The 22,137-nt window shown below is 60.6% G+C and carries 21 protein-coding genes and 1 pseudogene; 13 read left to right on the forward strand and 9 right to left on the reverse strand.

The annotated features are described in order from the left end of the window. Positions 1-159: 159 nt before the first annotated feature. From AC1DSG_RS04335 to AC1DSG_RS04350, 4 genes are all read left to right on the forward strand, one after another. Complete coding sequence (locus AC1DSG_RS04335; RefSeq protein ID WP_007947660.1) at positions 160-531, forward strand: translation initiation factor Sui1; 372 nt, start codon at positions 160-162, stop codon at positions 529-531. Between the two features lie 221 nt (positions 532-752). After that, positions 753-2,666, forward strand: coding sequence for an arginine decarboxylase (speA, locus tag AC1DSG_RS04340; RefSeq protein ID WP_477789748.1), 1,914 nt, complete (start codon positions 753-755; stop codon positions 2,664-2,666). A gap of 233 nt (positions 2,667-2,899) precedes the next feature. Then, positions 2,900-4,222, forward strand: coding sequence for a contractile injection system protein, VgrG/Pvc8 family (locus tag AC1DSG_RS04345; protein ID WP_477789749.1), 1,323 nt, complete (start codon positions 2,900-2,902; stop codon positions 4,220-4,222). Further along, entirely contained in the window at positions 4,219-5,016 is a 798-nt protein-coding gene (locus AC1DSG_RS04350; protein WP_477789750.1) for a DUF4123 domain-containing protein, read from the forward strand. Before AC1DSG_RS04345 ends, AC1DSG_RS04350 begins: the two co-directional genes overlap by 4 nt. A gap of 25 nt (positions 5,017-5,041) precedes the next feature. Here AC1DSG_RS04350 and AC1DSG_RS04355 read toward each other — a convergent pair whose 3' ends face one another. Both AC1DSG_RS04355 and AC1DSG_RS04360 read right to left on the reverse strand, forming a co-directional pair. Continuing rightward, positions 5,042-6,382 carry an MATE family efflux transporter gene (locus tag AC1DSG_RS04355; protein WP_477789751.1) on the reverse strand — a complete coding sequence of 447 codons (1,341 nt, stop codon included), beginning with the start codon at positions 6,380-6,382 and terminating at the stop codon, positions 5,042-5,044. A gap of 175 nt (positions 6,383-6,557) precedes the next feature. Next, positions 6,558-6,851 (reverse strand): hypothetical protein, encoded by a 294-nt coding sequence (locus AC1DSG_RS04360; protein ID WP_477789752.1) that lies wholly within the window; start codon positions 6,849-6,851, stop codon positions 6,558-6,560. A 144-nt stretch (positions 6,852-6,995) separates the two neighbouring features. Between AC1DSG_RS04360 and AC1DSG_RS04365 the strand changes: the two genes are divergently transcribed. The 4 genes from AC1DSG_RS04365 to AC1DSG_RS04380 are packed head-to-tail and all read left to right on the forward strand — an operon-like array spanning position 6,996 to position 9,294. Then, entirely contained in the window at positions 6,996-7,298 is a 303-nt protein-coding gene (locus tag AC1DSG_RS04365; protein ID WP_477789753.1) for a MazG-like family protein, read from the forward strand. Next, complete coding sequence (locus AC1DSG_RS04370) at positions 7,298-8,047, forward strand: methyltransferase domain-containing protein (RefSeq protein WP_477789754.1); 750 nt, start codon at positions 7,298-7,300, stop codon at positions 8,045-8,047. Before AC1DSG_RS04365 ends, AC1DSG_RS04370 begins: the two co-directional genes overlap by 1 nt. Positions 8,048-8,059: 12 nt before the next feature. After that, positions 8,060-8,674, forward strand: coding sequence for a DUF4136 domain-containing protein (locus AC1DSG_RS04375; protein WP_477789755.1), 615 nt, complete (start codon positions 8,060-8,062; stop codon positions 8,672-8,674). A gap of 53 nt (positions 8,675-8,727) precedes the next feature. Next, complete coding sequence (locus AC1DSG_RS04380) at positions 8,728-9,294, forward strand: DUF4136 domain-containing protein (protein WP_477789756.1); 567 nt, start codon at positions 8,728-8,730, stop codon at positions 9,292-9,294. Positions 9,295-9,487: 193 nt separating this feature from the next. Here the strand turns inward: AC1DSG_RS04380 and AC1DSG_RS04385 are convergent, their stop codons facing one another. Next, positions 9,488-10,342: a MaoC family dehydratase gene (locus AC1DSG_RS04385; protein WP_477789757.1), complete on the reverse strand. Its 855-nt coding sequence runs from the start codon at positions 10,340-10,342 to the stop codon at positions 9,488-9,490. A 2-nt stretch (positions 10,343-10,344) separates the two neighbouring features. Then, entirely contained in the window at positions 10,345-11,697 is a 1,353-nt protein-coding gene (locus AC1DSG_RS04390) for a 3-oxoacyl-ACP reductase (protein WP_477789758.1), read from the reverse strand. 215 nt (positions 11,698-11,912) lie between these two features. Here AC1DSG_RS04390 and AC1DSG_RS04395 point away from each other — a divergent pair, with 215 nt between their 5' ends. Further along, positions 11,913-13,190 carry an acetyl-CoA C-acetyltransferase gene (locus AC1DSG_RS04395; RefSeq protein WP_477789759.1) on the forward strand — a complete coding sequence of 426 codons (1,278 nt, stop codon included), beginning with the start codon at positions 11,913-11,915 and terminating at the stop codon, positions 13,188-13,190. Positions 13,191-13,390: 200 nt separating this feature from the next. Beyond that, positions 13,391-14,182, forward strand: a complete 792-nt coding sequence (locus AC1DSG_RS04400; RefSeq protein ID WP_477789760.1) for an AraC family transcriptional regulator — start codon at positions 13,391-13,393, stop codon at positions 14,180-14,182. Between the two features lie 128 nt (positions 14,183-14,310). Here AC1DSG_RS04400 and AC1DSG_RS04405 read toward each other — a convergent pair whose 3' ends face one another. Next, positions 14,311-15,078 carry a methyl-accepting chemotaxis protein gene (locus AC1DSG_RS04405; protein WP_477789767.1) on the reverse strand — a complete coding sequence of 256 codons (768 nt, stop codon included), beginning with the start codon at positions 15,076-15,078 and terminating at the stop codon, positions 14,311-14,313. 90 nt (positions 15,079-15,168) lie between these two features. Further along, positions 15,169-16,257 (reverse strand): annotated as a pseudogene (locus AC1DSG_RS04410) (cache domain-containing protein); the annotation flags it as partial. Between the two features lie 367 nt (positions 16,258-16,624). Between AC1DSG_RS04410 and AC1DSG_RS04415 the strand changes: the two are divergent. After that, positions 16,625-17,518, forward strand: a complete 894-nt coding sequence (locus AC1DSG_RS04415) for a PA4780 family RIO1-like protein kinase (RefSeq protein ID WP_477789761.1) — start codon at positions 16,625-16,627, stop codon at positions 17,516-17,518. A gap of 70 nt (positions 17,519-17,588) precedes the next feature. Here the strand turns inward: AC1DSG_RS04415 and cueR are convergent, their stop codons facing one another. The 3 genes from cueR to AC1DSG_RS04430 form a co-directional block, all read right to left on the reverse strand. After that, positions 17,589-17,987: a Cu(I)-responsive transcriptional regulator gene (cueR, locus tag AC1DSG_RS04420; protein WP_477789762.1), complete on the reverse strand. Its 399-nt coding sequence runs from the start codon at positions 17,985-17,987 to the stop codon at positions 17,589-17,591. Further along, positions 17,984-20,377, reverse strand: coding sequence for a heavy metal translocating P-type ATPase (locus tag AC1DSG_RS04425; protein WP_477789763.1), 2,394 nt, complete (start codon positions 20,375-20,377; stop codon positions 17,984-17,986). Before AC1DSG_RS04425 ends, cueR begins: the two co-directional genes overlap by 4 nt. Before the next feature lie 124 nt (positions 20,378-20,501). Continuing rightward, positions 20,502-20,885 (reverse strand): hypothetical protein, encoded by a 384-nt coding sequence (locus AC1DSG_RS04430; RefSeq protein WP_477789764.1) that lies wholly within the window; start codon positions 20,883-20,885, stop codon positions 20,502-20,504. 147 nt (positions 20,886-21,032) lie between these two features. Between AC1DSG_RS04430 and AC1DSG_RS04435 the strand changes: the two genes are divergently transcribed. After that, a complete protein-coding gene (locus AC1DSG_RS04435; RefSeq protein ID WP_054043979.1) occupies positions 21,033-21,230 on the forward strand; it encodes a cation transporter in 198 nt (65 codons plus the stop codon). 232 nt (positions 21,231-21,462) lie between these two features. Next, on the forward strand, positions 21,463-22,137 hold a 675-nt coding region (locus AC1DSG_RS04440), incomplete at its 3' end, for a multidrug effflux MFS transporter (RefSeq protein WP_477789765.1).

Raw genomic sequence — 22,137 nt, forward strand, 5'->3', positions numbered from 1 at the left:
TTAGCAAGTCGGCTTTTTGCCGTTACACTGCGCGACCTTTTCAAACTGAACCAGCGTGCCCGGTTCAGTAGCGCTGCCCCTGCCTGAGTGGGGCTTCGCGGTCGATGGCCACTTCCCGAGTTGCCGCGACCAGTCTTTGTCCTCCCAAGAGGATTGCCGGTGGCCAAAAAAGCCGCATCCTTCGCCGCCCTTGGTGGCCTGGTATTTTCCACCGACGCAGGTCGTCATTGCCCGGAATGCAGTAAACCGGTGGACGCCTGTATCTGCAAACAGACCGTTATCCCGGCCGGCGACGGCATCGCTCGCGTACGTCGCGAAAGCAAGGGCCGTGGCGGCAAGACGGTGACCACCATCACCGGCGTGCCGTTGGCCGAAGACGCGCTCAAGGACCTGGCCACCACGTTGAAGAAACGTTGCGGCACCGGTGGGGCGTTGAAAGACGGGATCATCGAAATCCAGGGCGATCATGTCGAGCTACTCTTGGGCGAGCTGATCAAACTCGGTTTCAAAGCGAAGAAGTCCGGCGGCTAGCAGCCTCTGTGAAAACCACCCTCGGCTTGATCCAGTCCTGACAGTGGGTCTGGCGTCGTCTACATGGTTTTCACAGAGCCTGTTCTGATCCGGTTTCTAAACTCAAACCTGAATGTGCGGTCTATCGCCCTTGCATGCAGGCTAATCGTCATTTTCATTCTTTAGACTGCGCCGGCCTGAACTCAAGGCGACGCTCTATGACTTCTTTATAGGGGACTTCAATGTCCGTACGACGCACACGCAAAGACGATGGCAGCCAATGGACAGTTGCGGACAGCCGCAGTGTTTACGGGATTCGCCATTGGGGGGCCGGGTATTTCGCGATCAACGACGCCGGTCGTGTCGAAGTTCGTCCGAACGGTCCGACCAGTTCGCCTATTGATCTGTTCGAGCAAGTCGACCAACTGCGCAAAAGCGGTTTGTCCTTGCCATTGCTGGTGCGTTTCCCGGATATCTTGCAAGACCGCGTGCGTCAGCTGACCGGCGCCTTCGATGCCAACATCGAGCGTCTGGAATACCAGAGCAAGTACACCGCGCTGTACCCAATCAAAGTGAACCAGCAAGAAGCGGTGATCGAAAACATCATTGCCACCCAGGACGTTTCCATCGGTCTGGAAGCCGGGTCCAAGCCTGAGCTTCTGGCCGTGTTGGCCCTGGCGCCGAAGGGCGGCACTATCGTCTGCAACGGTTACAAGGACCGTGAGTTCATTCGTCTGGCGCTGATGGGCCAGAAACTGGGTCACAACGTCTTTATCGTGATCGAGAAAGAATCCGAAGTCGGCCTGGTGATCGAAGAAGCGGCGTCGCTGAAGGTCAAGCCTCAAGTCGGTCTGCGCGTGCGTCTGTCGTCCCTGGCCTCGTCCAAGTGGGCTGACACCGGCGGCGAAAAATCCAAATTCGGTCTGTCGGCGGYGCAATTGCTGTCGGTGGTCGAGCGTTTCCGCGCGGCCGGCCTGGATCAGGGCATTCGCCTGCTGCACTTCCACATGGGCTCGCAAATCGCCAACCTGGCGGACTACCAGCACGGCTTCAAGGAAGCGATTCGTTACTACGGCGAACTGCGCAACCTCGGCCTGCCGGTGGATCACATCGATGTCGGTGGCGGTTTGGGCGTGGACTACGACGGTACGCATTCGCGCAACGCCAGTTCGATCAACTACGACATGGACGATTACGCCGGTGTCGTGGTCGGGATGCTCAAAGAATTCTGCGACGCGCAGAACCTGCCGCACCCGAACATTTTCTCCGAAAGCGGCCGCTCGTTGACCGCTCACCACGCCATGTTGGTGGTGCAAGTCACCGACGTCGAGAAACACAACGACGACGTGCCGAAAATCGACAACAAGGAAGAGCTGCCGGAAACCGTGCAGTGGCTGGTTGACCTGCTGGGCCCGACCGACATCGAGATGGTCACCGAAACGTACTGGCGCGCGACGCACTACATGAGTGACGTGGCTTCCCAGTACGCCGATGGCAAGCTGACCCTGGCGCAAAAAGCCCTGGCCGAGCAATGCTACTTCGCCGTGTGCCGTCGCTTGCACAACTCGTTGAAAGCCCGTCAGCGTTCGCACCGTCAGGTGCTCGACGAACTCAACGACAAACTGGCCGACAAGTACATCTGCAACTTTTCGGTGTTCCAGAGCCTGCCGGACACCTGGGCCATCGGCCAGGTCCTGCCGATCCTGCCGCTGCACCGTCTCGACGAAGAGCCGCTGCGCCGCGCCGTGCTGCAAGACCTGACCTGCGACTCCGACGGCAAGATCAAGCAATACGTCGACGAGCAGAGCATCGAAACCAGCCTGCCGGTGCACGCGCTGAACGACGGTGAAGACTACCTGCTGGGGATCTTCCTGGTGGGCGCCTACCAGGAAATTCTTGGTGACATGCACAACCTGTTCGGCGACACCGATTCGGTAAACATCTACCAGAACGCTGACGGCAGCGTGTACCACGCCGGTATCGAAACCCACGACACCATCGAAGACATGCTGCGTTACGTGCACTTGTCGCCGGAGGAGTTGATGACCCACTACCGCGACAAGTGCGCCAGTGCCCGCATCACCGCTGCCGAGCGCACCCAGTTCCTCGACGCGCTGCGTCTGGGCCTGACCCGTTCGTCTTACCTGTCTTCTTGAGGTAAGGCACTGCTCTCATCAGGTTGTCTGAAAATGTTCCGCACGCTGCGGAAATTTCATATGACCTGGTGAGACGCGTCTTTGTTTTTCAGCGAAATGACTCACATCCACGTCTATCCATGCGATGTGGTCTTCTTTTCGCGTAGGCCGTTTCCTAAGTTGTATTTCGGCACTCTACTCGGCCAACTCTCTCGGAGAGAATCCCCGGCCGCCCCTCCTGTAGAGAATCGCCGATGTTCGATCCAGTCAACGAGCCGTCATTTCGTCTGGATGTAGAGGGTCTGCCCGATCCCTTTGAGGTCTTGGCCTTTACCGGCACTGAAGCGATCAGCCAACCCTTTGTGTTCGACATGGATCTGCTGATTGATGATCCGGCACTGGACCTGGCAAGTCTGTTGTACCGGCCGGCTTTTTTGCATTTCGGGCCTGCGGGGAACGGTATTCACGGGCAGCTGCATGAACTCGTCCAGACCGGACATGGCGCCACACCCAGGCTTTGTCGTGTAAGCCTGAGGCCGAAACTGGCGTGTCTGGCGCTGCGGTTCAGCCGGCGAATGTTCAGTGACCGTTCGGTGCCGGACATCCTCGCCCAAGTGCTCAAGGAGCATGGCATTGCGGGCAAGGATCGGCGTTTCGAGTTGACCGGCGATTACCCTTCTCGGGATTTCTGCACGCAGTACCAGGAGTCGGATCTGCAATTTTTCCAGCGACTGTGTGCACAAGAAAGACTCCATTATCACTTCGAGCACCGCTGGGGCGGTCACTGTCTGGTCATTGGTGACGGGCAGGGACTTGTTCGATGTGGCGCAGAGATGGTCTTTGCGCCCGACACCGGACAACCCGGCGTGCATCAGTTCACACTCCAGGGGCGCGGGCAGGCTGCCGAAGGCCATACGAACCTTGCGACGCTGCGCAGTGGCCAGCGGGTTCCGATGACGGGTCATCCATGTGCTGACTGGAATCGTCGTTGGCTGCTGACCCATGTCGAGCATCAAGGTGGACAGCTGCCGGAGTTTACATATGGCAACCAGGTCCGCGCGGTGACCGCAGCGTTGCCTTATGTGACGAGGAACTCGACCATTGGCCCAAGGATGCACAGCCTGCAACGGGCCTGGGTGGTCGAGGTCGATGAGCCTCAACCCGATGTGTCCAGGCCCGTCGCCGTGCAATTTGACTGGCTCTATCAGGGCGAACGGGCGGCACCCAGCCACTGCTGGTTGTCGATAGCCCCTGAATTGCGTGGCACGCTCGACCTGCCTTTGAGTGAAGGAATTGAGGTGCTGGTGAGCTTTATCGAAGGCGATCCGGATCAACCGCTGATCACCGGGTTTCTTCCCTGCACGCCCGATATCCAGGTGCCAGGCTCATCCGGGCTTCAATCGGCTTCGGTGGCGGATGACAAGGTGCCGGTCGAGGGATTGTTGCGCTTGTTGCACTCCAGYGAGCCGTTGGTGTTGCTGTGCCTGCTGCCCGGCGGGGGCAGTTTCACTCATTGCACACAAACCCTTTGCACTTGCCGGGCCGCGACGCAGCTTGGCCAGAGCGGTGCGGCATGATTGCCGTCCTGGCTCCCGAAGCAACCTCGCCTTGGTTGTTGCTCGATGTACCGGGTGAGCCTGGGGCCGGTGCAGCACTGCGGCAGCAGTTTGCCCATGCCCGCAAGTTCTGGCTGTTTGAGAACACCGAATGGCAGCCGCTGAGGGAGCGCGGACCGGTGTTGGTCGACCTCAACGGATGCCCTGCGCTGGCCGAACGGTGCCACCGCGAACCCCACCTCTGGAGCGGGTTGTGGTTGTTCAGTGAGGCGTCGCCGTCGCAGTTGCTCGAACATCTGCGTCGCATGCTCACCGTCACCGTTGGCCTGCATCACCGCGCCTTGCTGAGTTACTACAACCCCCACACGGCCAGCTACTTTTTCGATGCATGCGATGCCCAGGAGCTAAGTCGCTGGCTCGGTCCGATCAGCCAGCTGCGCTGGTTTGGTGGAACCTGGGCTGACCGGGCTATCGGCTGCCAGGGCTGGCAGCAGTTGTTCAATCCGGGGCTTGCGGTCAAACCGCTAGGCATCGAGGAAGACCTCAGTGCGCGTCAGCGCGACGCATTGCAAACCTGCCTGCTGGAACAGCACGCCTGGCGCTGGAGCCAATCCACCGGATGCAGTTACACGCGCCTGTGGGCTTATCTGCTGGAGGGACTGGCGCTGGGTTTCAGCGAGCGGCCGGTGCTCGATGGCTGGTTATGGCTACGCTTGCAGTGCCCCGGCGCAGTGCCTGAGCAGCCGTTGCCGGGAATCACCCAACAGGAACGTCTCGATAGCCTGCGCAATCGTTGGCAGAACAATCAACCCTGAACGTATTGAAGACCCTGACCTCCCATCATCCGGTGAACCAGCCGTCGTTCTTGCGCAAGTACCAGGCGAACGCGCCGAGGGTCAGGCTGCGCAACACCATGAACAGCAAAAATGTGATCCACAGTCCATGGTTGCCCAGGCCTTGCAGTGCCCAGGCGAAGGGCAGCAGCAGAATCAAGGTCAACAGCATGCCGTTGCGCATTTCCCGGGCGCGAGTGGCACCAATGAACAGCCCGTCGAGCAGGTAACTCCACACTGCAATCAGCGGCAACGCAGCGAGGTAGGGCAGGTAGATGAACGCGGTGTCGCGCACGCTCTGGATGTCCGTCTGCATCTCGATAAACAGGTGCCCGGCGAACGCAAACAGCACGGCAAAGCCCAGGCTCGCCAGCAATGACCAGCCGCAGGCGACCACCAGTGAGCGCCGCAATGCCACTCGATCACGCGCACCAATGGCGTGCCCGCACAAGGCTTCCACGGCATGCGCCAAACCGTCCAGTGCATGTGCCGTCAGCAGCAGGCCGTTAAGCAACAACGCATTAGCGGCAACGGTGGCATCACCGAGTCGCGCGCCCTGCACGGTGATCAGGAAAAACACCGATTGCAGCGCCAGGCTACGAATGAAAATGTCGCGATTGACCGCCAGCAATGGCCGCCAACTCTGCCACAGCGCCAACGCGGCCCAGACGATATGCCCCGGGTAGGAACGCAAGGCTTTGCGTGTCAGCAGCAGGCCAATCAGCGCGCCGGTCCATTCGGCAATCACCGATGCCCGGGCCGCACCGGCCACGCCCCACTCCAGCCCGAGGACGAACCACAGGTTCAGCGCGATGTTCACCAGGTTGGTGCTCAGCAGAATCGCCAGCGGCGCCCGCGCGTTCTGGGTGCCGAGGAACCAGCCGACCAGAGCATAACTGGCCAGCGCCGCCGGTAGACCGAATAACCGAGTGTGGAAAAATTCGCGGGTCAATTGATCGAGTTCGGCCGAAGGTTGCATGAAGTGCAACGCGACGCCGCTCAAGGGAACACCCACGGCGCCGAGGACAATCGCCAGGCCCATGGCCAACAACAGACCTTGCAACAAAATCTGCCGTAACGCCGCGCCATCTCCGCGTCCGGCTGCCTGCGCCGCGAAGCCGGTGGTGCCCATGCGCAGAAAACCCATGGCCCATGCCAGGAGCGTATACAAACTGGCCCCGACCGCGACGGCACCCAACTGATGGGCGTGGGGCAGATGGCCGATGACCGTACTGTCGACCAGCGCCACCAGCGGTACGGAAATGTTCGACAGAATCATCGGCGCAGCCAGCGCCCAGACCCGACGATGGGTCGGGCGGTCACGCCAGTCGGCAATCAGGTTGGACATGCAGGCTCCTTGGGGACGCCGGCATTGTAACGACAGTTGGTGGTGATCGTTCCCATGCTCTGCGTGGGAATGACTTTTGTGACGCTCTGCGTCACGCCATTAGGGACGCGGAGCGTCCAGAGCTGCATTCCCACGCAGAGCGTGGGAACGATCAGATACAGGGGGAAGGGTGGTGTCAGTGAATGATCCAGCTCAGCAACCAAAGCCCCAGCATCAACCAGATGATCCCCATGATGATCGACGCATTCATGAAGGCCCGAATCGCCGACCACAACAGCATCAAGCCCAGGATCAGCGCGATGATGCTGATGATCGATGCGTCCATCCCCAACGTCCGGGACAAGCCTTCGACAAAGTCGCCACCGGCATTGCTCAGCAGATTGAACAAGCCACTGAGGCCGTCAACGATAAAGCGGATGACTGAACCGAGCGCCTGGCCGAGCCATTCGAAAAAACCTTCTACCTGCATGGGGTTAACGTCCTGATGAAAGTGGTTGAGCCTTGGGCCATTGATCGCAGTGGCGAGTTCCCTGCAAGCATAGTGGTTTTGCAGCGCATGCCGCTTGCCTTCACACATCATCCCCCCGAAGCTATACGCCTTCAGGAGAGCCCGATGAACCTTGTTGAACTGACCGAACGCCTGCACGCCATTCGAGATCGCAATGACTGGCGGCAATTTCACAGCCCGAAAAACCTGGCCATGGCCGCCAGCGTGGAAATGTCCGAACTGGTGGAGATCTTCCAGTGGCTGAGCGAAGACCAGTCGCGTCAGCTGCCGGCCGACAAGCTCGCCCACGCCGGGCAGGAAGTGGGCGATATCGTGCTCTATTTATTGCTGCTGTGCAGCGAGTTGGGGCTGGACATGAATGAAGTCGTGCGCAGCAAACTCGCAGACAGCGAAAAGAGGTTCAGCTGATGAGCGATCGTCATTTTGATCAACTGGCGACACGCTTCGCCGAAAAAATCTACGGCGGGGCCAAAGGCGCGATCCGGCTGGCGGTGCTTCAGGCCGACCTGGCTGAAACCCTGCCAGACCGGCCGCTGCGCGTACTCGACATCGGCGCCGGTCTGGGCCACATGTCATTGTGGCTGGCCCAGCGCGGTCATGATGTCACGCTGGCCGAGCCCGCCGAGCCGATGCTCGAAGGCGCCCGCCAACGCTTTGCCGAGGCCGGGCAGAGCGCGACATTCATTCAGGCACCGTGGCAGGAGTTGCTCGGTCAGCTCACCGAACCTTATGACCTGGTGCTGTGCCATGCCGTGCTGGAATGGCTGGCCGAACCCCATGCGATCTTGCCGGTTTTGCATCAACTGACGAAGCAAGGCGGTTGGTTATCCCTGGCCTTCTACAACCGCGATGCGCTGATTTACCGCAACTTGCTCAAGGGTCACTTTCGCAAGATGCGCAAGAACGACATGGCCGGTGAGAAGCAGAGCCTGACCCCGCAACAGCCGCTGGATCCGCGCGAGCTGGCGGCGCAACTCGACGGCCTGTGGCAGGTCGAAACCCAGAGTGGCGTGCGGGTTTTTCACGACTATATGCCGGTGGAATTCCAGGCCCGCGCCGAGCTGGTGGACTTGCTCGAAATGGAGCTGGCCCACCGTCGTCACCCAAGCTTTGCCGGGCTTGGGCGCTATCTGCACTGGATCTGTCGACCGGTCTGAGCGGAGCACGAAATGAAAAGTCGTTCAGGGTTACTGCTGATCTGTCTCGGGCTGGCGGCCTGTGAGGGCAGTAACCCGTATGTGGCATCGTCCAATCCGATACCGCCAGCGCCACCCGGCGCCGCCACCACCTTCGATCACAGCGCCTACCCGGCGCCATCGCATGACTACGGGCGTTATCGCAGCTGGGCGTGGCTCGACGGTCATCTGCCGCCGGGCACCACCTGGGCAGACTCGGCGCAGGTGGCAGATCTAGTCAGCAATGCGCTCGACCAGCGCGGCTTGCGGCCGCAGCGCGATGACCGTCCGGCGGACCTGTTTGTCAGTGCCAACCTGCACCAGGAAACCCGAATGCGTCAGGTGCAGGACGATTACGGTTATTACGGCGCCGGCTATGGCGGGTATAACCACTATGGCAGCGGTTACGGCCTGTATGGCAGCGTGCCGATCATGCGCACCTATCAAGAACAAGTGGTGGTGGTACAGGTAGACATGTATGACGCCGGTACCGGTCAGCCAGTGTGGAGCGGCAGCGCTGAAACCAGCCTTCGAGGCAGCCAAAGCGAGCAAGCAGATGCCCTGCGAGAGGCTGTAGAAAAGGCAACGTCGGCGTATCCTCCTGGTTAGCTTCTGTAGATAAGAAGCATTCCGCATGTTTTGCCTGCACCTGGAGAAACATCATGTTCCGCCGTTTAGCTGTACTGGCTGTGGCCGCACTGCTCAGTGCCTGCGCCGCCAACCAGGTCAATCACGACTACGACGCCAGCCGCAATTTTGCCGCCTACCGCAGCTGGAGCTGGAAAGAACCCGCCCTGCAATATCGCCCCGATGATCCACGGATCAAGAGTGACCTGACTGAACAACGCATCCGCCAATCCGTTGCCGATCAACTGGATCAGCGAGGCTTGCGTCCGGCCGCCGCTGGCACCAAGGGCGACTTGAACGTACAAACTTATCTGATCGTCGAAGAGCGCCAGCAACAAGTCACCACCAACTATGGCGGCGGTTATGGCAACCCCTGGTACGGTTACTGGGGCGCGCCGATGTACAACGAAACCCGCAACGTCAGCTACAAAGTGGCGACCATCCAGATTGACCTGCTCGATGGCAAGGATGGCAAACTGGTGTGGCGCGGCAGCGACGAACAACTGCTCAGCGGCTCGCCGAATCCGACGGATCGCAGCAATGCGATACATGAAACCGTTGTACGGATCCTGGCCAACTACCCACCTACATTGGCCCACTGACACACTTAAACCCTGTGGGAGCGAGCCTGCTCGCGATGGCGGACTTACATTCAACATAGAGGCTGGATGTGCTGCCCTCATCGCGAGCAGGTCGAATCGTCGCACCGTCGCTCCCACATTGGATTTGCGCATCAGTACAAATTACTGCTCGCGATAGCCATCTAAATCATTCCAACGACTTATCTGTCAGCCATCAGGCTACCGGCCGCCAATGCCCGACCATGTGCTCAAGAYCCCCAGCACCCCCTAACTGAAAGTCCCCACTGGATCCCGCCGCGCTCGCCAGCAATGTCACTTCACTGGGCAACCGCACCGGTTTGCGAAACTGCACGGCAATCTCGATGTTCGCCGTTGGCAGATGATCGGCCAGCGCCGCCAGCGTGCGCGCCTTGTTCCACAACCCATGGGCGATGGCCGTCGGGAAACCGAAGAGTCTGGCGCTGACGGCACTCAGGTGAATCGGGTTGTAATCGCCAGACACTTTGGCGTACTGGCGACCAATGTCGGCGGGGGCTTTCCAGCGGGCCACTTCCATCATCTCCAGCGTGGCTGCCAGCACGTCTTCGATGGGTTCGCCGTCCAGTTTGACACCCCGGCACAGCATCTGGCTTTGCGCCTCCCAGAGTGTCCCCAATTGATCGTCCAGCGTGGTCATCAGGTCAAACGTCGCACCCTTGGCATGGGGTTGCAGATTCTGCACCTGCACGCTGACACGTACCCGGTGCACGCCGCCCATGGGCCGCAGTACTCGGATGCGGTTGCTCAGGTGAATCAACCCCAGCAGGGGAAAAGGGAATGCTTTGGCGGTGAGCAATTGCATTTGCAAGGCAAACGCCAGGATGTGTGGATAGGTTGGCGGTAGCAATCCGTTGTCGGCAAACCCACAGACGTTGCGATACGCCGCCAGGCGCTTGGGATCGACATCGACCCAGCAGTGCAAACCCGTGTCGGGCAACGTAGTACCAGTGATCTTGCGTCGCGTCGCTGCTCGCACGTACAACGCCGGCAGGCTCGGTTCGCGGTTGAGTGTGTGCCAATCGGTGATCATCACTAGGCCCCCAAGACACTTTGTCCACAGACCCGCAGCGCTTGCCCGGTAAAAGCGCCGGTGCCCGGTTGCGCCAGCCAGGCCACGGCTTCGGCGACGTCTTGCGGCAAGCCGCCCTGGCCAAGTGAACTCATGCGTCGACCGGCCTCACGCAGGCCGAACGGAATGTGTGCGGTCATCTGCGTTTCAATAAATCCCGGGGCCACTGCGTTGATGCTGATCCCACGTTGATCCAGCAGCGGCGCCCAGGCTTGTGCCAGCCCGATCAGCCCGGCCTTGCTCGCGGCGTAGTTGGTTTGCCCGCGATTGCCGGCGATACCGCTGATGGAGGCCAGCAAAATCACCCGTCCGTTGTCGTGCAAGGTGCCGCTGTCGAGCAGGGCCTTGGTCAGCACTTGTGGCGCATTGAGGTTGACCGCGAGCACCGCGTCCCAGAATTCCGGGGTCATATTGGCCAGGGTCTTGTCGCGAGTGATGCCCGCGTTGTGCACCACGATGTCGACGCCGTCGGGCAGGTGTTCGATCAATTGCGCAGCGGCGTCTTCGGCGCAAATGTCCAGGGTGATGCTGCGCCCGCCGAGGCGCGCGGCGAGGGCGTCGAGATCGGTTTTGGCCGGTGGCACGTCGAGCAGAATCACCTCGGCGCCGTCACGGGCCAGCGTCTCGGCGATCGAGGCGCCGATACCACGCGCAGCCCCGGTCACCAACGCCTTGCGCCCGGCCAGCGGTCGGGTCCAGTCCTGAACTGGCGTGGCGCACGCCTTCAACCGAATCACTTGCCCAGACACAAACGCACTTTTGGGTGAAAGGAAAAAGCGCAATGGACCTTCCAGTTGATCCTCGGCACCGTCGCCGACATAGATCAGCTGCAAGGTGCCGCCGCTGCGCAGCTCTTTGGCCAGCGAACGGCTGAAACCTTCCAGTGCGCGCTGGGCGCTGGCGGCGAATGGGTCGCTCAAGGTTTCCGGGGCGCGGCCCAGAATCACCAGGTGCGCGCTGTGATCGAGGTTTTTCATCAGCGGCTGGAAGAACTCGCGCAACTGTTTGAGTTGCCCGGTTTGCTCCAGGTTACTGGCGTCGAACACCACGGCTTTGAGTTTTGGACCGTGGCCGGGAATCCACGCGGTGGCCAATGAAGGTTCGGTGCCGTAGCTGTAAATCGCGTCGGTCAGGCGATTGGCGAAAGCACTGACTCTCGCCGCCAGCGGGCCACCGCCGATCAACAGCGCCCCTTCGACAGGCCGCAGCCGGCCTGCCTGCCAGCGCTCCAGGCGGACCGGCGACGGCAAACCCAGGGCCCCGACCAGGCGATGGCCAATGGACGAATTGGCGAAGTCGATATAACGGTCAGACATGGAACATGCTCCGGCAGCTGGGGTTCAAAGTGTGGACCACGAATGGCAATCAGTCGTTCGATCCACGAGATAAGGCCTACGCTTGAACATTGCAGAGTAGTTCGTAGCGGCAATTTCAGGGTGACCGCAACCCAGAGTTGGAATGCAAACCCTGAATTGGAATGCATACCCCTGTGGGACCGCGTTCATATTTTAATTTTCACAAGGAGCTTTTCATGACTCAGCTGCGCCGCGTCGCGATTATCGGCGGTAACCGCATTCCTTTCGCCCGCTCCAACGGGGCGTATGCCACCGCCAGTAACCAGGCGATGCTCACCGCAGCGCTCGAAGGCCTGATCGAACGCTACAACCTGCACGGCCTGCGCATGGGCGAAGTGGTCGCGGGTGCAGTGCTCAAGCTATCGCGGGACATGAACCTGACCCGCGAGTGCGTGCTCGGGTCGCGACTGTCGCCGCAAACGCCCGCTTATGACATTCAGCAGGCGTGCGGCACCGGGCTGGAAGCGGCGTTGCTGGTGGCGAACAAGATCGCCTTGGGGCAGATCGATTGCGGCATTGCCGGCGGGGTCGATACCACCTCGGATGCGCCGATCAGTGTCAGCGAAGGTCTGCGCCGGATCTTGCTGCAGGCCAATCGCGCCAAGACCACCGGCGACAAACTGAAAACGTTCCTGCAATTGCGGCCCCGGCATCTGATCCCGGAATTTCCGCGCAACGGTGAACCCCGCACCGGGTTGTCCATGGGCGAACATTGCGAGCTGATGGCGCAGACCTGGAATATCCCCCGCGAAGCACAGGATCAACTGGCGCTGGACAGCCATCACCATCTGGCCGCGTCCTACGCCGAAGGCTGGCACAACGACCTGATGACGCCCTTCCTCGGCTTGACCCGCGACAACAACCTGCGTCCGGACCTGACCCTGGAACAACTCGCCAAGCTGAAGCCGGCCTTCGAGAAGAGCGCCAAGGGCACGATGACCGCGGGCAACTCCACGCCACTCACCGACGGTGCGTCGCTGGTGTTGCTGGGCAGTGAAGAATGGGCCAAAGAACGTGGGCTGCCGATCCTCGCGTACTTACGCGATGGCGAAGCGGCGGCGGTGGATTTCGTCAACGGGGCCGAAGGCCTGTTGATGGCGCCGGTGTACGCGGTGCCGCGATTGCTGGCACGCAATGGCCTGACCCTGCAGGACTTTGACTACTACGAAATCCACGAGGCCTTCGCCGCACAGGTGCTCTGCACATTGAAGGCCTGGGAAGATCCCGACTATTGCAAAACCCGCCTCGGGCTTGATGCGCCGCTGGGCTCCATTGACCGCAGCCGCCTCAACGTCAAAGGCAGTTCCCTGGCGGCGGGGCATCCGTTTGCGGCGACCGGTGGGCGTATTGTCGCCAACCTGGCGAAGTTGCTGGATGCGGCGGGCAAGGGTCGAGGTTTGATCTCAATCTGCGCCGCTGGCGGTCAAGGCGTCACCGCAATTATCGAGCGCTGAAGAATCACCTGAGTAAACCCGGAACCTGTAGGAGCCTGCTCGCGAAAGCGGTGTGTCAATCACCTCAATGTTGGCTGAAACACCGCTTTCGCGAGCAGGCTCGCTCCCACAGGGATTATCTGCATCAAATAGATTTGTATGGATCCGTGACTTAGCCTAACGTCGGGCTTATCAGCCATCTTGCGACATAAGGCTAGTCAATGTCGACTAACGGACACGTTTCTCTCGAGCGGATCATTCCGACGTTGTCAGCGTTACCTCGTCCGCTATTCGCGCGAGTTGAAAGCCTGAACGCCGGTTCATGGACCCCACCGCACCGTCACGATTGGGTGCAGTTTTCCTACGCCATCAGCGGCGTCCTCGGCGTGCACACCGCCGAGGGCAGTTTCTTTGCGCCGCCGCAGTGGGGCATCTGGATTCCGGCGGACCTGGAGCATCAAGTCGTGACTTCGATGCGCGCCGAAATGCGCAGCCTGTATGTGCGCCGCGAGGATTGTGAGTGGGCGGACGGGCGCTGCCGGGTGCTGGAAGTTACACCGCTGGCACGGGAGCTGATCAAGAGTTTTTGCTTGCTGCCAGTGGAGTATCCGCAGGGCGACAGCCAGGAAGCGCGGTTGGTGGGTGTGTTGCTGGATCAGTTGGCGAACTTGCCCGAGGTGGGGTTTTCCCTGCCGTTGCCACGGCACGAGCGGCTGCTGGGATTGTGCAACGAGCTGATTGAACGTCCCGAGCAGAACGTGACATTGCAGCTCTGGGCGGAGCGCTTGGGCACCTCGGAAAAGACCCTGATGCGTCTGTTTCAGCGCGAGACCGGGTTGAGCTTTCGCGGCTGGCGACAGCGGATGCGGTTGTTGTCTTCGTTGAGTTTGCTGGAGGAGCGCGCCAGCGTGACCAATGCCGCGCTGGCATGTGGCTATGACTCGACGTCGGCGTTTATTGCCGCATTCAAAGGCCTGTTCGGGTTTACCCCCGGCGAACTCTTCAAGCAATAACACCACTTGACCCCTGTGGGAGCGAGCCTGCTCGCGAAGAGGGCGTCACATTCAATATCTATGTTGAATGTAAGTCCGCATTCGCGAGCAGGCTCGCTCCCACATTTGTTCTGCGGTGTTCTTGGGGATCAGGTTCTAAAGCGCCGAACCAATCCGTCCAGTTCACTCGAAAGCCCGGCCAGGCTTTGCGAGTCCAGGCGTGCCGAGTTGGCCAGTTCCGCGACCAATTGCGCATCCCCATGGATCTGGCTGATGTGCCGGTTGATGTCTTCGGCCACGCAATGCTGCTCTTCGGCCGCTGTTGCGATCTGCGTGTTCATGTCGCGGATCACGTCCACCGACTCGCGAATCAGCCCAAAGCTGTTGCGCGCTTCGCCAATGCGGTTCACCGACTGCTGCGACACTTCCAGGCTCGCATGCATCTGTTGAGTCACCTGACTGGTGCGCTTGGCAAGGTTGCCGAGCAGACCATCGATCTCCGCCGTGGAGTCCGCCGTACGTTTGGCCAGCGCCCGCACTTCGTCGGCCACGACCGCAAACCCGCGCCCTTGCTCACCGGCCCGTGCCGCTTCAATGGCCGCGTTCAGCGCCAGCAAATTGGTCTGCTCGGCGATCGAGCGAATGGTCCCCAGAATCGACTGAATATCGTTGCTGTCCCGTTCCAGTTGTTGCATCGATTGCGCCGACTGTTCGATTTCCTGGCTCAAGCGATCAACGCTGCTCACCGCCGCATCAATCTGCTGCTGACCTTCGCGGGCCTGACGCTGGCCGTTGTCGGCAGAGTCCGCCGCCTGGCTGCAAGAGCGTGCGACTTCGTTGGCGGTGGCGACCATTTCGTGGAACGCCGTTGACACCATGTCCACCGCTTCACGCTGGCGCCCGGCGGCTTCGGCCATGTCGCTGGAGACTTGGCTCGAACTCTTGGAGGTAGCGAGGATGTTGGTCGCAGCGCCGCCGATGCTTTGAATCAGGTTGCGAATCGCGGTCAAGAACTGATTGAACCAACTGGCCAGCTGCGCGGTTTCGTCGCTGCCACGGATTTCCAGGTTTCTGGTCAGGTCGCCTTCACCTTGAGCGATGCCTTCCAGACCGCTGGCCACGCTGCGGATCGGGCGCACGATGACACTGGCGAAACTCGCGCCGAGTATGGCGAAGAACCCGGCCAGCACGGCTGCGATGAGTGCTATCAGCCAGGTCAGTTGGGTGGCCGAGCTCAACACGTCGTCTTGCTTGATCAGGCCGATAAAGGTCCAGCCCAGTTGCTCCGACGGCCAGACGTTGGCCATGTAGAGTTCGCCGTTCAGCTCGACTTCCACCAGGCCTTTGCCAGCCTTGGCCAGTTGCGCGTAACCCTCGCCGAGGCTGCTCAGTGGCTTGAAGTTGTGCTCCGGTTGTTTCGGGTCCACCAGGACCGTGCCGGTATTTTCCAGCAGCATCAGGTAGCCGGTTTCACCGAGCTTGATCTGTTTGACGATTTCGGTGAGCTGCATGAGCGTCACGTCGATGCTGACTACGCCACCATTGCTGCCCAACTGGTTGTCGATGGTGCGCACGGTACTGACGTAGGTCGCGTCCTCCTGCGCCCAATAGTAGGCTTCGGTGCGGAACGGCTTGCCCGGTTTGGCCTGGGCCGCTTTGTACCAGGGGCGCTGGCGCGGGTCGTAATTGTTCAGCTTCGCATCGTCCGGCCAGGACACATAACCGCCGGCCGCGGTGCCGAGAATGGCATAGGCGTAGGAGGGATGACTGTTGCCCAGGTCCTGGAGAAGGCTGAAGATTTTTTTGTCCATCTCGCCTTGCGCAATGCTCTGGGCATTGGCGCTGATGTAGGTCTTGAGGCTGTCGTCGGAGTTCTTGATCAGGGGCTGGTTGGCCAAGTAGTCAACGTTTTGGCTGATGCCGTCGAAAAACAGTTGCATGGCGTTGCTGACCTGACGAATTTCGCGGCCGCTGCCGTCGACGAAACTCGCCTTGGCATCACTGCGCAAATTCAGCACAACGAGGGTGGCGACCAGCACCACGGGCAAGCAGGCGATGATTGCAAACGCCCAGGTCAACTTCTGTTTGATGTTCATCCACGCTCCAGATTTTCTTGTAGGCCCACGCAGTGCTCATGGCTCGCGGATAATTGCCTGTGTCTTTGAGGACTTCGGCCGCTGGCGGAGGAAATTGAGCCCGATTTGGAAAAATCCTACTGAACGGTATGAATAAAGATTTCAGCTTCTGTCGAAAATGCCCTCAAAACCTTTCGCCTACGCGTGTCGTTGCCTCAGCTATGATCTCGGGCGGTCATTGACGGCCGGCGGCGTATGAGTGATTAATCCGGCACATTGCGTGCCTCACGACGTTCATAGGTCGGCAACCCCTCCCCCGAACGACTGGATTGCCGTATAACGAATGACTTTCGCGTGTTTGGTAATAAAGGACCCACAATAAAAGCTGATGAAGACTCCAAAACGCATTGAACCCCTGATCGAGGACGGTCTGGTTGACGAGGTGCTGCGCCCACTCATGAGTGGTAAAGAAGCAGCTGTTTATGTGGTGCGCTGCGGCAACGAGTTACGTTGCGCGAAGGTCTACAAGGAGGCGAATAAACGTAGTTTCCGCCAGGCGGCCGAGTATCAGGAAGGCCGCAAGGTGCGCAACAGCCGACAGGCTCGTGCGATGGCCAAGGGCTCCAAGTTCGGCAAGAAAGAAACCGAAGACGCGTGGCAGAACGCCGAAGTGGCGGCTTTGTTCCGTCTGGCCGGTGCTGGTGTGCGGGTGCCCAAGCCGTATGACTTCCTCGAAGGCGTACTGCTCATGGAACTGGTGGCCGATGAATACGGCGATGCCGCGCCGCGTCTGAACGACGTGGTGTTGGAGCCGGACCAGGCCCGTGAATATCACGCGTTCCTGATTTCGCAGATCGTGCTGATGCTGTGTACCGGTCTGGTGCACGGTGACCTGTCCGAGTTCAACGTGCTGTTGACCCCGGACGGCCCGGTCATCATCGACTTGCCTCAGGCGGTGGATGCGGCGGGTAACAACCACGCGTTTAACATGCTGGAGCGGGACGTGGGCAACATGGCGTCTTACTTCGGGCGATTTGCGCCGGAGTTGAAAAAGACCCGGTACGCCAAGGAAATGTGGGCGTTGTACGAAGCCGGCACCTTGCACCCGGCCAGTATCTTGACCGGGGAGTTCGACGAGCCGGAAGAGTTGGCCGACGTCGGCGGGATCATGCGCGAAATCGAGGCTGCACGGCTGGACGAAGAGCGCAAGCAAGCGATCCGCGCTGCTGACGACGCGCCACCTGGGAAAGCCGAAGAACCGCCTCCGCCCTGGATGCAGTGATCAGCTAAACAAAAACCCGGCTTCGGCCGGGTTTTTTGTCCCCAATCCCCCACAAGGGATCAGCGGTGCATCAGGTGCAGCACCCCGATTCAAGATTCTTGAGAATCGGACAATCTGGGCGATGGTCGCCCTGGCAGTGCTCGACCAGGTCTTGCAGGGTGTCGCGCAGTTGACCAAGCTCGAGAATTTTCTGGTTCAGTTCGTCGATGTGCTGGCGGGCCAGGGCCTTTACGTCGGCGCTGGCGCGTTGGCGGTCCTGCCAGAGGGTCAGCAGCTTGCCGACTTCCTCCAGTGAAAACCCCAGGTCCCGGGAGCGCTTGATGAAGGCCAGGGTGTGCAAATCGTCGTCGCCGTAAACGCGATAGCCGCTTTCGGTGCGATGGGCGGCCTTGAGCAAGCCGATGGACTCGTAGTAACGGATCATTTTCGCGCTCAGGCCGCTTTGACGGGCTGCTTGACCGATGTTCATCGATTGTCCTCCAGATCCTTGGGCTTCCAGGTTTTCAACAGTAACGCATTGCTCACCACACTGACGCTCGACAACGCCATGGCCGCACCGGCCAGCACCGGGTTGAGGAAACCGAACGCCGCCAGCGGAATGCCGATCAGGTTATAGACGAAGGCCCAGAACAGGTTCTGCCTGATCTTCGCATACGTCTTGCGGCTGATCTCCAGCGCCGCCGGTACCAGCCGTGGGTCGCCACGCATCAGGGTGATCCCGGCCGCGTGCATGGCCACGTCGGTGCCGCCGCCCATGGCGATGCCGATGTCCGCCGCGGCCAGGGCCGGGGCGTCATTGATGCCGTCACCGACCATCGCCACCACGCCGGTTTTTTTCAGTTCGGCGACGGTGGCGGCTTTGTCGGCGGGCAGCACTTCGGCATGCACATCGCTGATGCCCAGGGCCTCGGCAACGACTTTGGCGCTGCCGCGATTGTCGCCGGTCAGCAGGTGGCTGCTGATGCTCCGCGCGCTGAGTTGTTGCACGGCTTGCAGGGCGCCGGGTTTGAGGGTGTCGCCAAAGGCGAAGAGGCCGAGCACTTTTGATTCCGGGCTTTGCTCTATCAGCCAGGACAGGGTTCGGCCTTCGGTTTCCCAGGCCGCTGCCGACTCCGCCAAGGAGCCCGCGCCCAACCCGCTTTCCTCTAGCATCCTGCGATTACCCAATGCCAGTCGACGACCATCGAGCGTGCCGGCAATGCCTCGCCCCGTCAGCGATTGACTATCGCTGACATTCGCAACGGTCAATCCGCGTTCGGTGCAAGCGTCCAGCACCGCCTTGGCCAACGGATGTTCGCTACCCCGTTGCAGCGCGCCAGCCAATTGCAGCAGGGCGGCTTCGTCACCGTTAATGGCCGTCAAGTGAGCAATTCGCGGTGTACCCGACGTCAGCGTGCCGGTCTTGTCGAACACCACTGCACTGACTTCATGCGCGCGTTCCAGCGCTTCGGCATCCTTGATCAAAATTCCATTACGTGCCGCCACACCGGTCCCGGCCATGATGGCTGTCGGAGTCGCCAGCCCCAACGCGCACGGGCAGGCAATCACCAACACCGCGACAGCATTGATCAAGGCTGTTTCAATCGGTGCGCCRTACAACCACCAGCCGATGAATGTCGCCAGCGCGATCAGCAGGACGGTGGGTACGAAGACCTGGCTGACTTTATCCACCAGTTTCTGGATCGGTGCTTTGGCGGCCTGGGCGTCTTCGACCAGACGAATAATGCGCGCCAACACGGTTTCCGCGCCCAAGGCCTGGGTGCGAACCAGCAATCGGCCTTCGCCGTTGATCGCGCCGCCGGTGACCTTGTCCCCCGGTTGTTTGGGCACCGGCAGGCTTTCGCCGCTGATCAGCGCTTCGTCGGCATGGCTCTGGCCTTCGACCACTTCGCCGTCCACCGGGAAGCGTTCGCCGGGTTTGACCATGACCAGATCATTGAGACGCAATGCGCTGATGGCAACGTCCTGCTCGCGGCCATCGATGACTTGAATCGCTCGCTCCGGGCGCAAGGCTTCAAGGGCGCGAATGGCGCTGGCGGTCTGGCGTTTGGCGCGGCTTTCCAGGTACTTGCCCAGCAACACCAACGCAATCACCACCGCCGAGGCTTCGAAATACAGATGTGGCATGCGCCCAGCGGCAGTGGCCCATTCGTAAACGCTCAAGCCGTAACCGGCGCTTGTACCGAGGGCGACCAGCAAATCCATGTTGCCGGCCCCGGCGCGCACGGCTTTCCAGGCGGCCACGTAAAAGCGCGCACCGAAGATGAACTGCACCGGCGTTGCCAACGCAAATTGCAGCCAGGCTGGAAGCATCCAGTGCACGCCGAACGGTTGTAGCAGCATCGGCAGCACCAGCGGCAAGGCGAGGGCGATGGCCATGATCAACGCCCAGCGCTCACGGTGCAGGCGCTGTTGTTGAGTGTCGGTTGGCGGGTGTTCGACTTCCCGGACGCTGGCGGAGTAACCCGCTTTGGTCACCGCCGCGATCAAGCATTGCGGTTCGATGTGGCCGAGCAGTTCGAGGTGGGCGCGCTCGTTGGCCAGGTTGACGCTGACGCTCTTGACCCCCGGCACCTTGGCCAGCGCACGTTCGACCCGGCCGACGCACGAAGCGCAGGTCATGCCGTCGATACTCAGTTCCAGACTGTGCTGCGGCACGCTGTAACCGGCCTGCGCAACCGCGTCCATCAACGCGGGCAAGCTGTCGCTGGGCGCCTGGACGCGGGCCTGTTCGGTGGCCAGGTTGACGCTGACGGCTGAGGCGCCGATGACTTTGCTCAAGGCTCGCTCGACACGCCCGGCGCAGCTGGCGCAGGTCATGCCGGCAATCGGCAGATCGAATGTGGTGGATTCGGACATCGGTCGCACTCCCTGTAGTAGAAGCCTACAGGATCAACCTTGCCATGCGGGCAAGGTCAAGCGCCATTATTTGTGCCTCTGCAGTACCCCTGTGGGAGCCGGCTCGCTCCCACAAGGGGTTTCTTCAGTAGTCGAGGACGGCGGGCTTGAGGTACATCCCTGCCTGCGACATCGCAATCCGGTACTTCAACACATCGCCGGCCTTGAGCTCGATGTTCTGCGCGGGCGGTACGAGCATGCCCGGGTTGCAACCCGGCACATTGCCCGGCAGCAATTTGAGGCGCAGGGACACATTGCCCGGCGGCAGGTTGAACGCGGTACTTTGCTCCTGGAACAGCCGCGCGGACAGTTCATCCTGGAGGTACACACCGATCTCGCAGGAGGTTGAAACTTCCAGGCGCTCGCGGGAAATGATCAGTACGCCATAGTTCTCCCCGGCGGCGTGAACCGAAGGTGTCGCGGCAAACAGGCTGAGGAAGCCAAACAGGCTGAAAGCTGACCAGCGCATGGCTGAATCTCCTGAAGTCGAGTCATTGATGCCCAAAGCTTGGCCGAGCGCGACGTCGATTGCCAGCCCGGCAGATTGTTGAAGAACTTGACCTTGCCATGGTGGCAAGCCCGAGACTGCTCCCAACCTCAATAAAGGAGTCACACCATGCAAGTGTTCAACGTTCAGGGCATGTCTTGCGGACACTGTGTCAAAGCCATTACTCAGGCGCTGCAAGCCAAAGATCCGGCGGCTAGTGTGCGGGTCGATCTGGCCGCCAAGGAAGTCGGGGTTGAAAGCGCATTGACGACCGAGCAAGTGATCGCCGCGATCACCGAAGAGGGCTACGACGCCAAAGTCGCCTGACCCAGCGCAATCCCCTGTAGGAGCGGGCTTGCCCCCGAAGGGGCCGGCACATTCAACATCGATATCGGCTGACATTGCGTCTTCGTCGGAACGCCGCCCGGAGCAAGCCCGATCCCACATGGATCTGCATCCATTCAGCAGTTTTTGTTAGTTAGCAAGCTATCGGAATGTTCAAGGCGTTCATGCACGGCTAGACTGTCGGCCTGACGACTCATGTCCAACTGGATGCCTGATGAACTTCCGTAGCATTTTGATTCTTGGCGCCCTGAGCGCTTTCGGTCCGCTGGCGATCGATTTCTACCTGCCGGCCTTCCCGGCAATGGCGCTGGCCTTCGGCACCGATGAAAAACATGTGCAACTGACGCTGGCGGCGTATTTCCTCGGTTTGTCGATTGGTCAATTGGCCTATGGCCCGGTGGCCGATCGTTTCGGGCGGCGTATTCCGTTGCTGACCGGGGTCGGTTTATTCACCCTGGCTTCGCTGGCCTGCGCCTATGCGCCGAACCTTGAGTGGTTGATCGGCGCACGTTTTGTCCAGGCGTTAGGCGGTTGCGCAGGGATGGTGATTTCCCGTGCAGTGGTCAGCGATAAATGCGATGCCGTGGGTTCGGCCAAAGTCTATTCGCAACTGATGCTGGTCATGGGCCTGGCGCCGATTCTCGCGCCGATGCTCGGTGGCTTGTTGGTCAACACCACGGGGTGGCAGTCGATCTTTCTGGTGTTGACCGGTTTCAGTGCCTTGGCGGGATTGGCCGTGGCGCTGGGATTGCCGGAAAGTCTGCCCGCGCATGTGCCGCGTCAGCCGTTGTCGGGGGCTTTCAGGCAGTACGGTCGCCTGTTGTCGGATCGGGTATTTCTCGGCCACGCCCTGACGGGTGGCATCGCCATCGCCGGGATGTTTGCCTAC

The organism is Pseudomonas sp. P5_A12 (assembly GCF_056400685.1).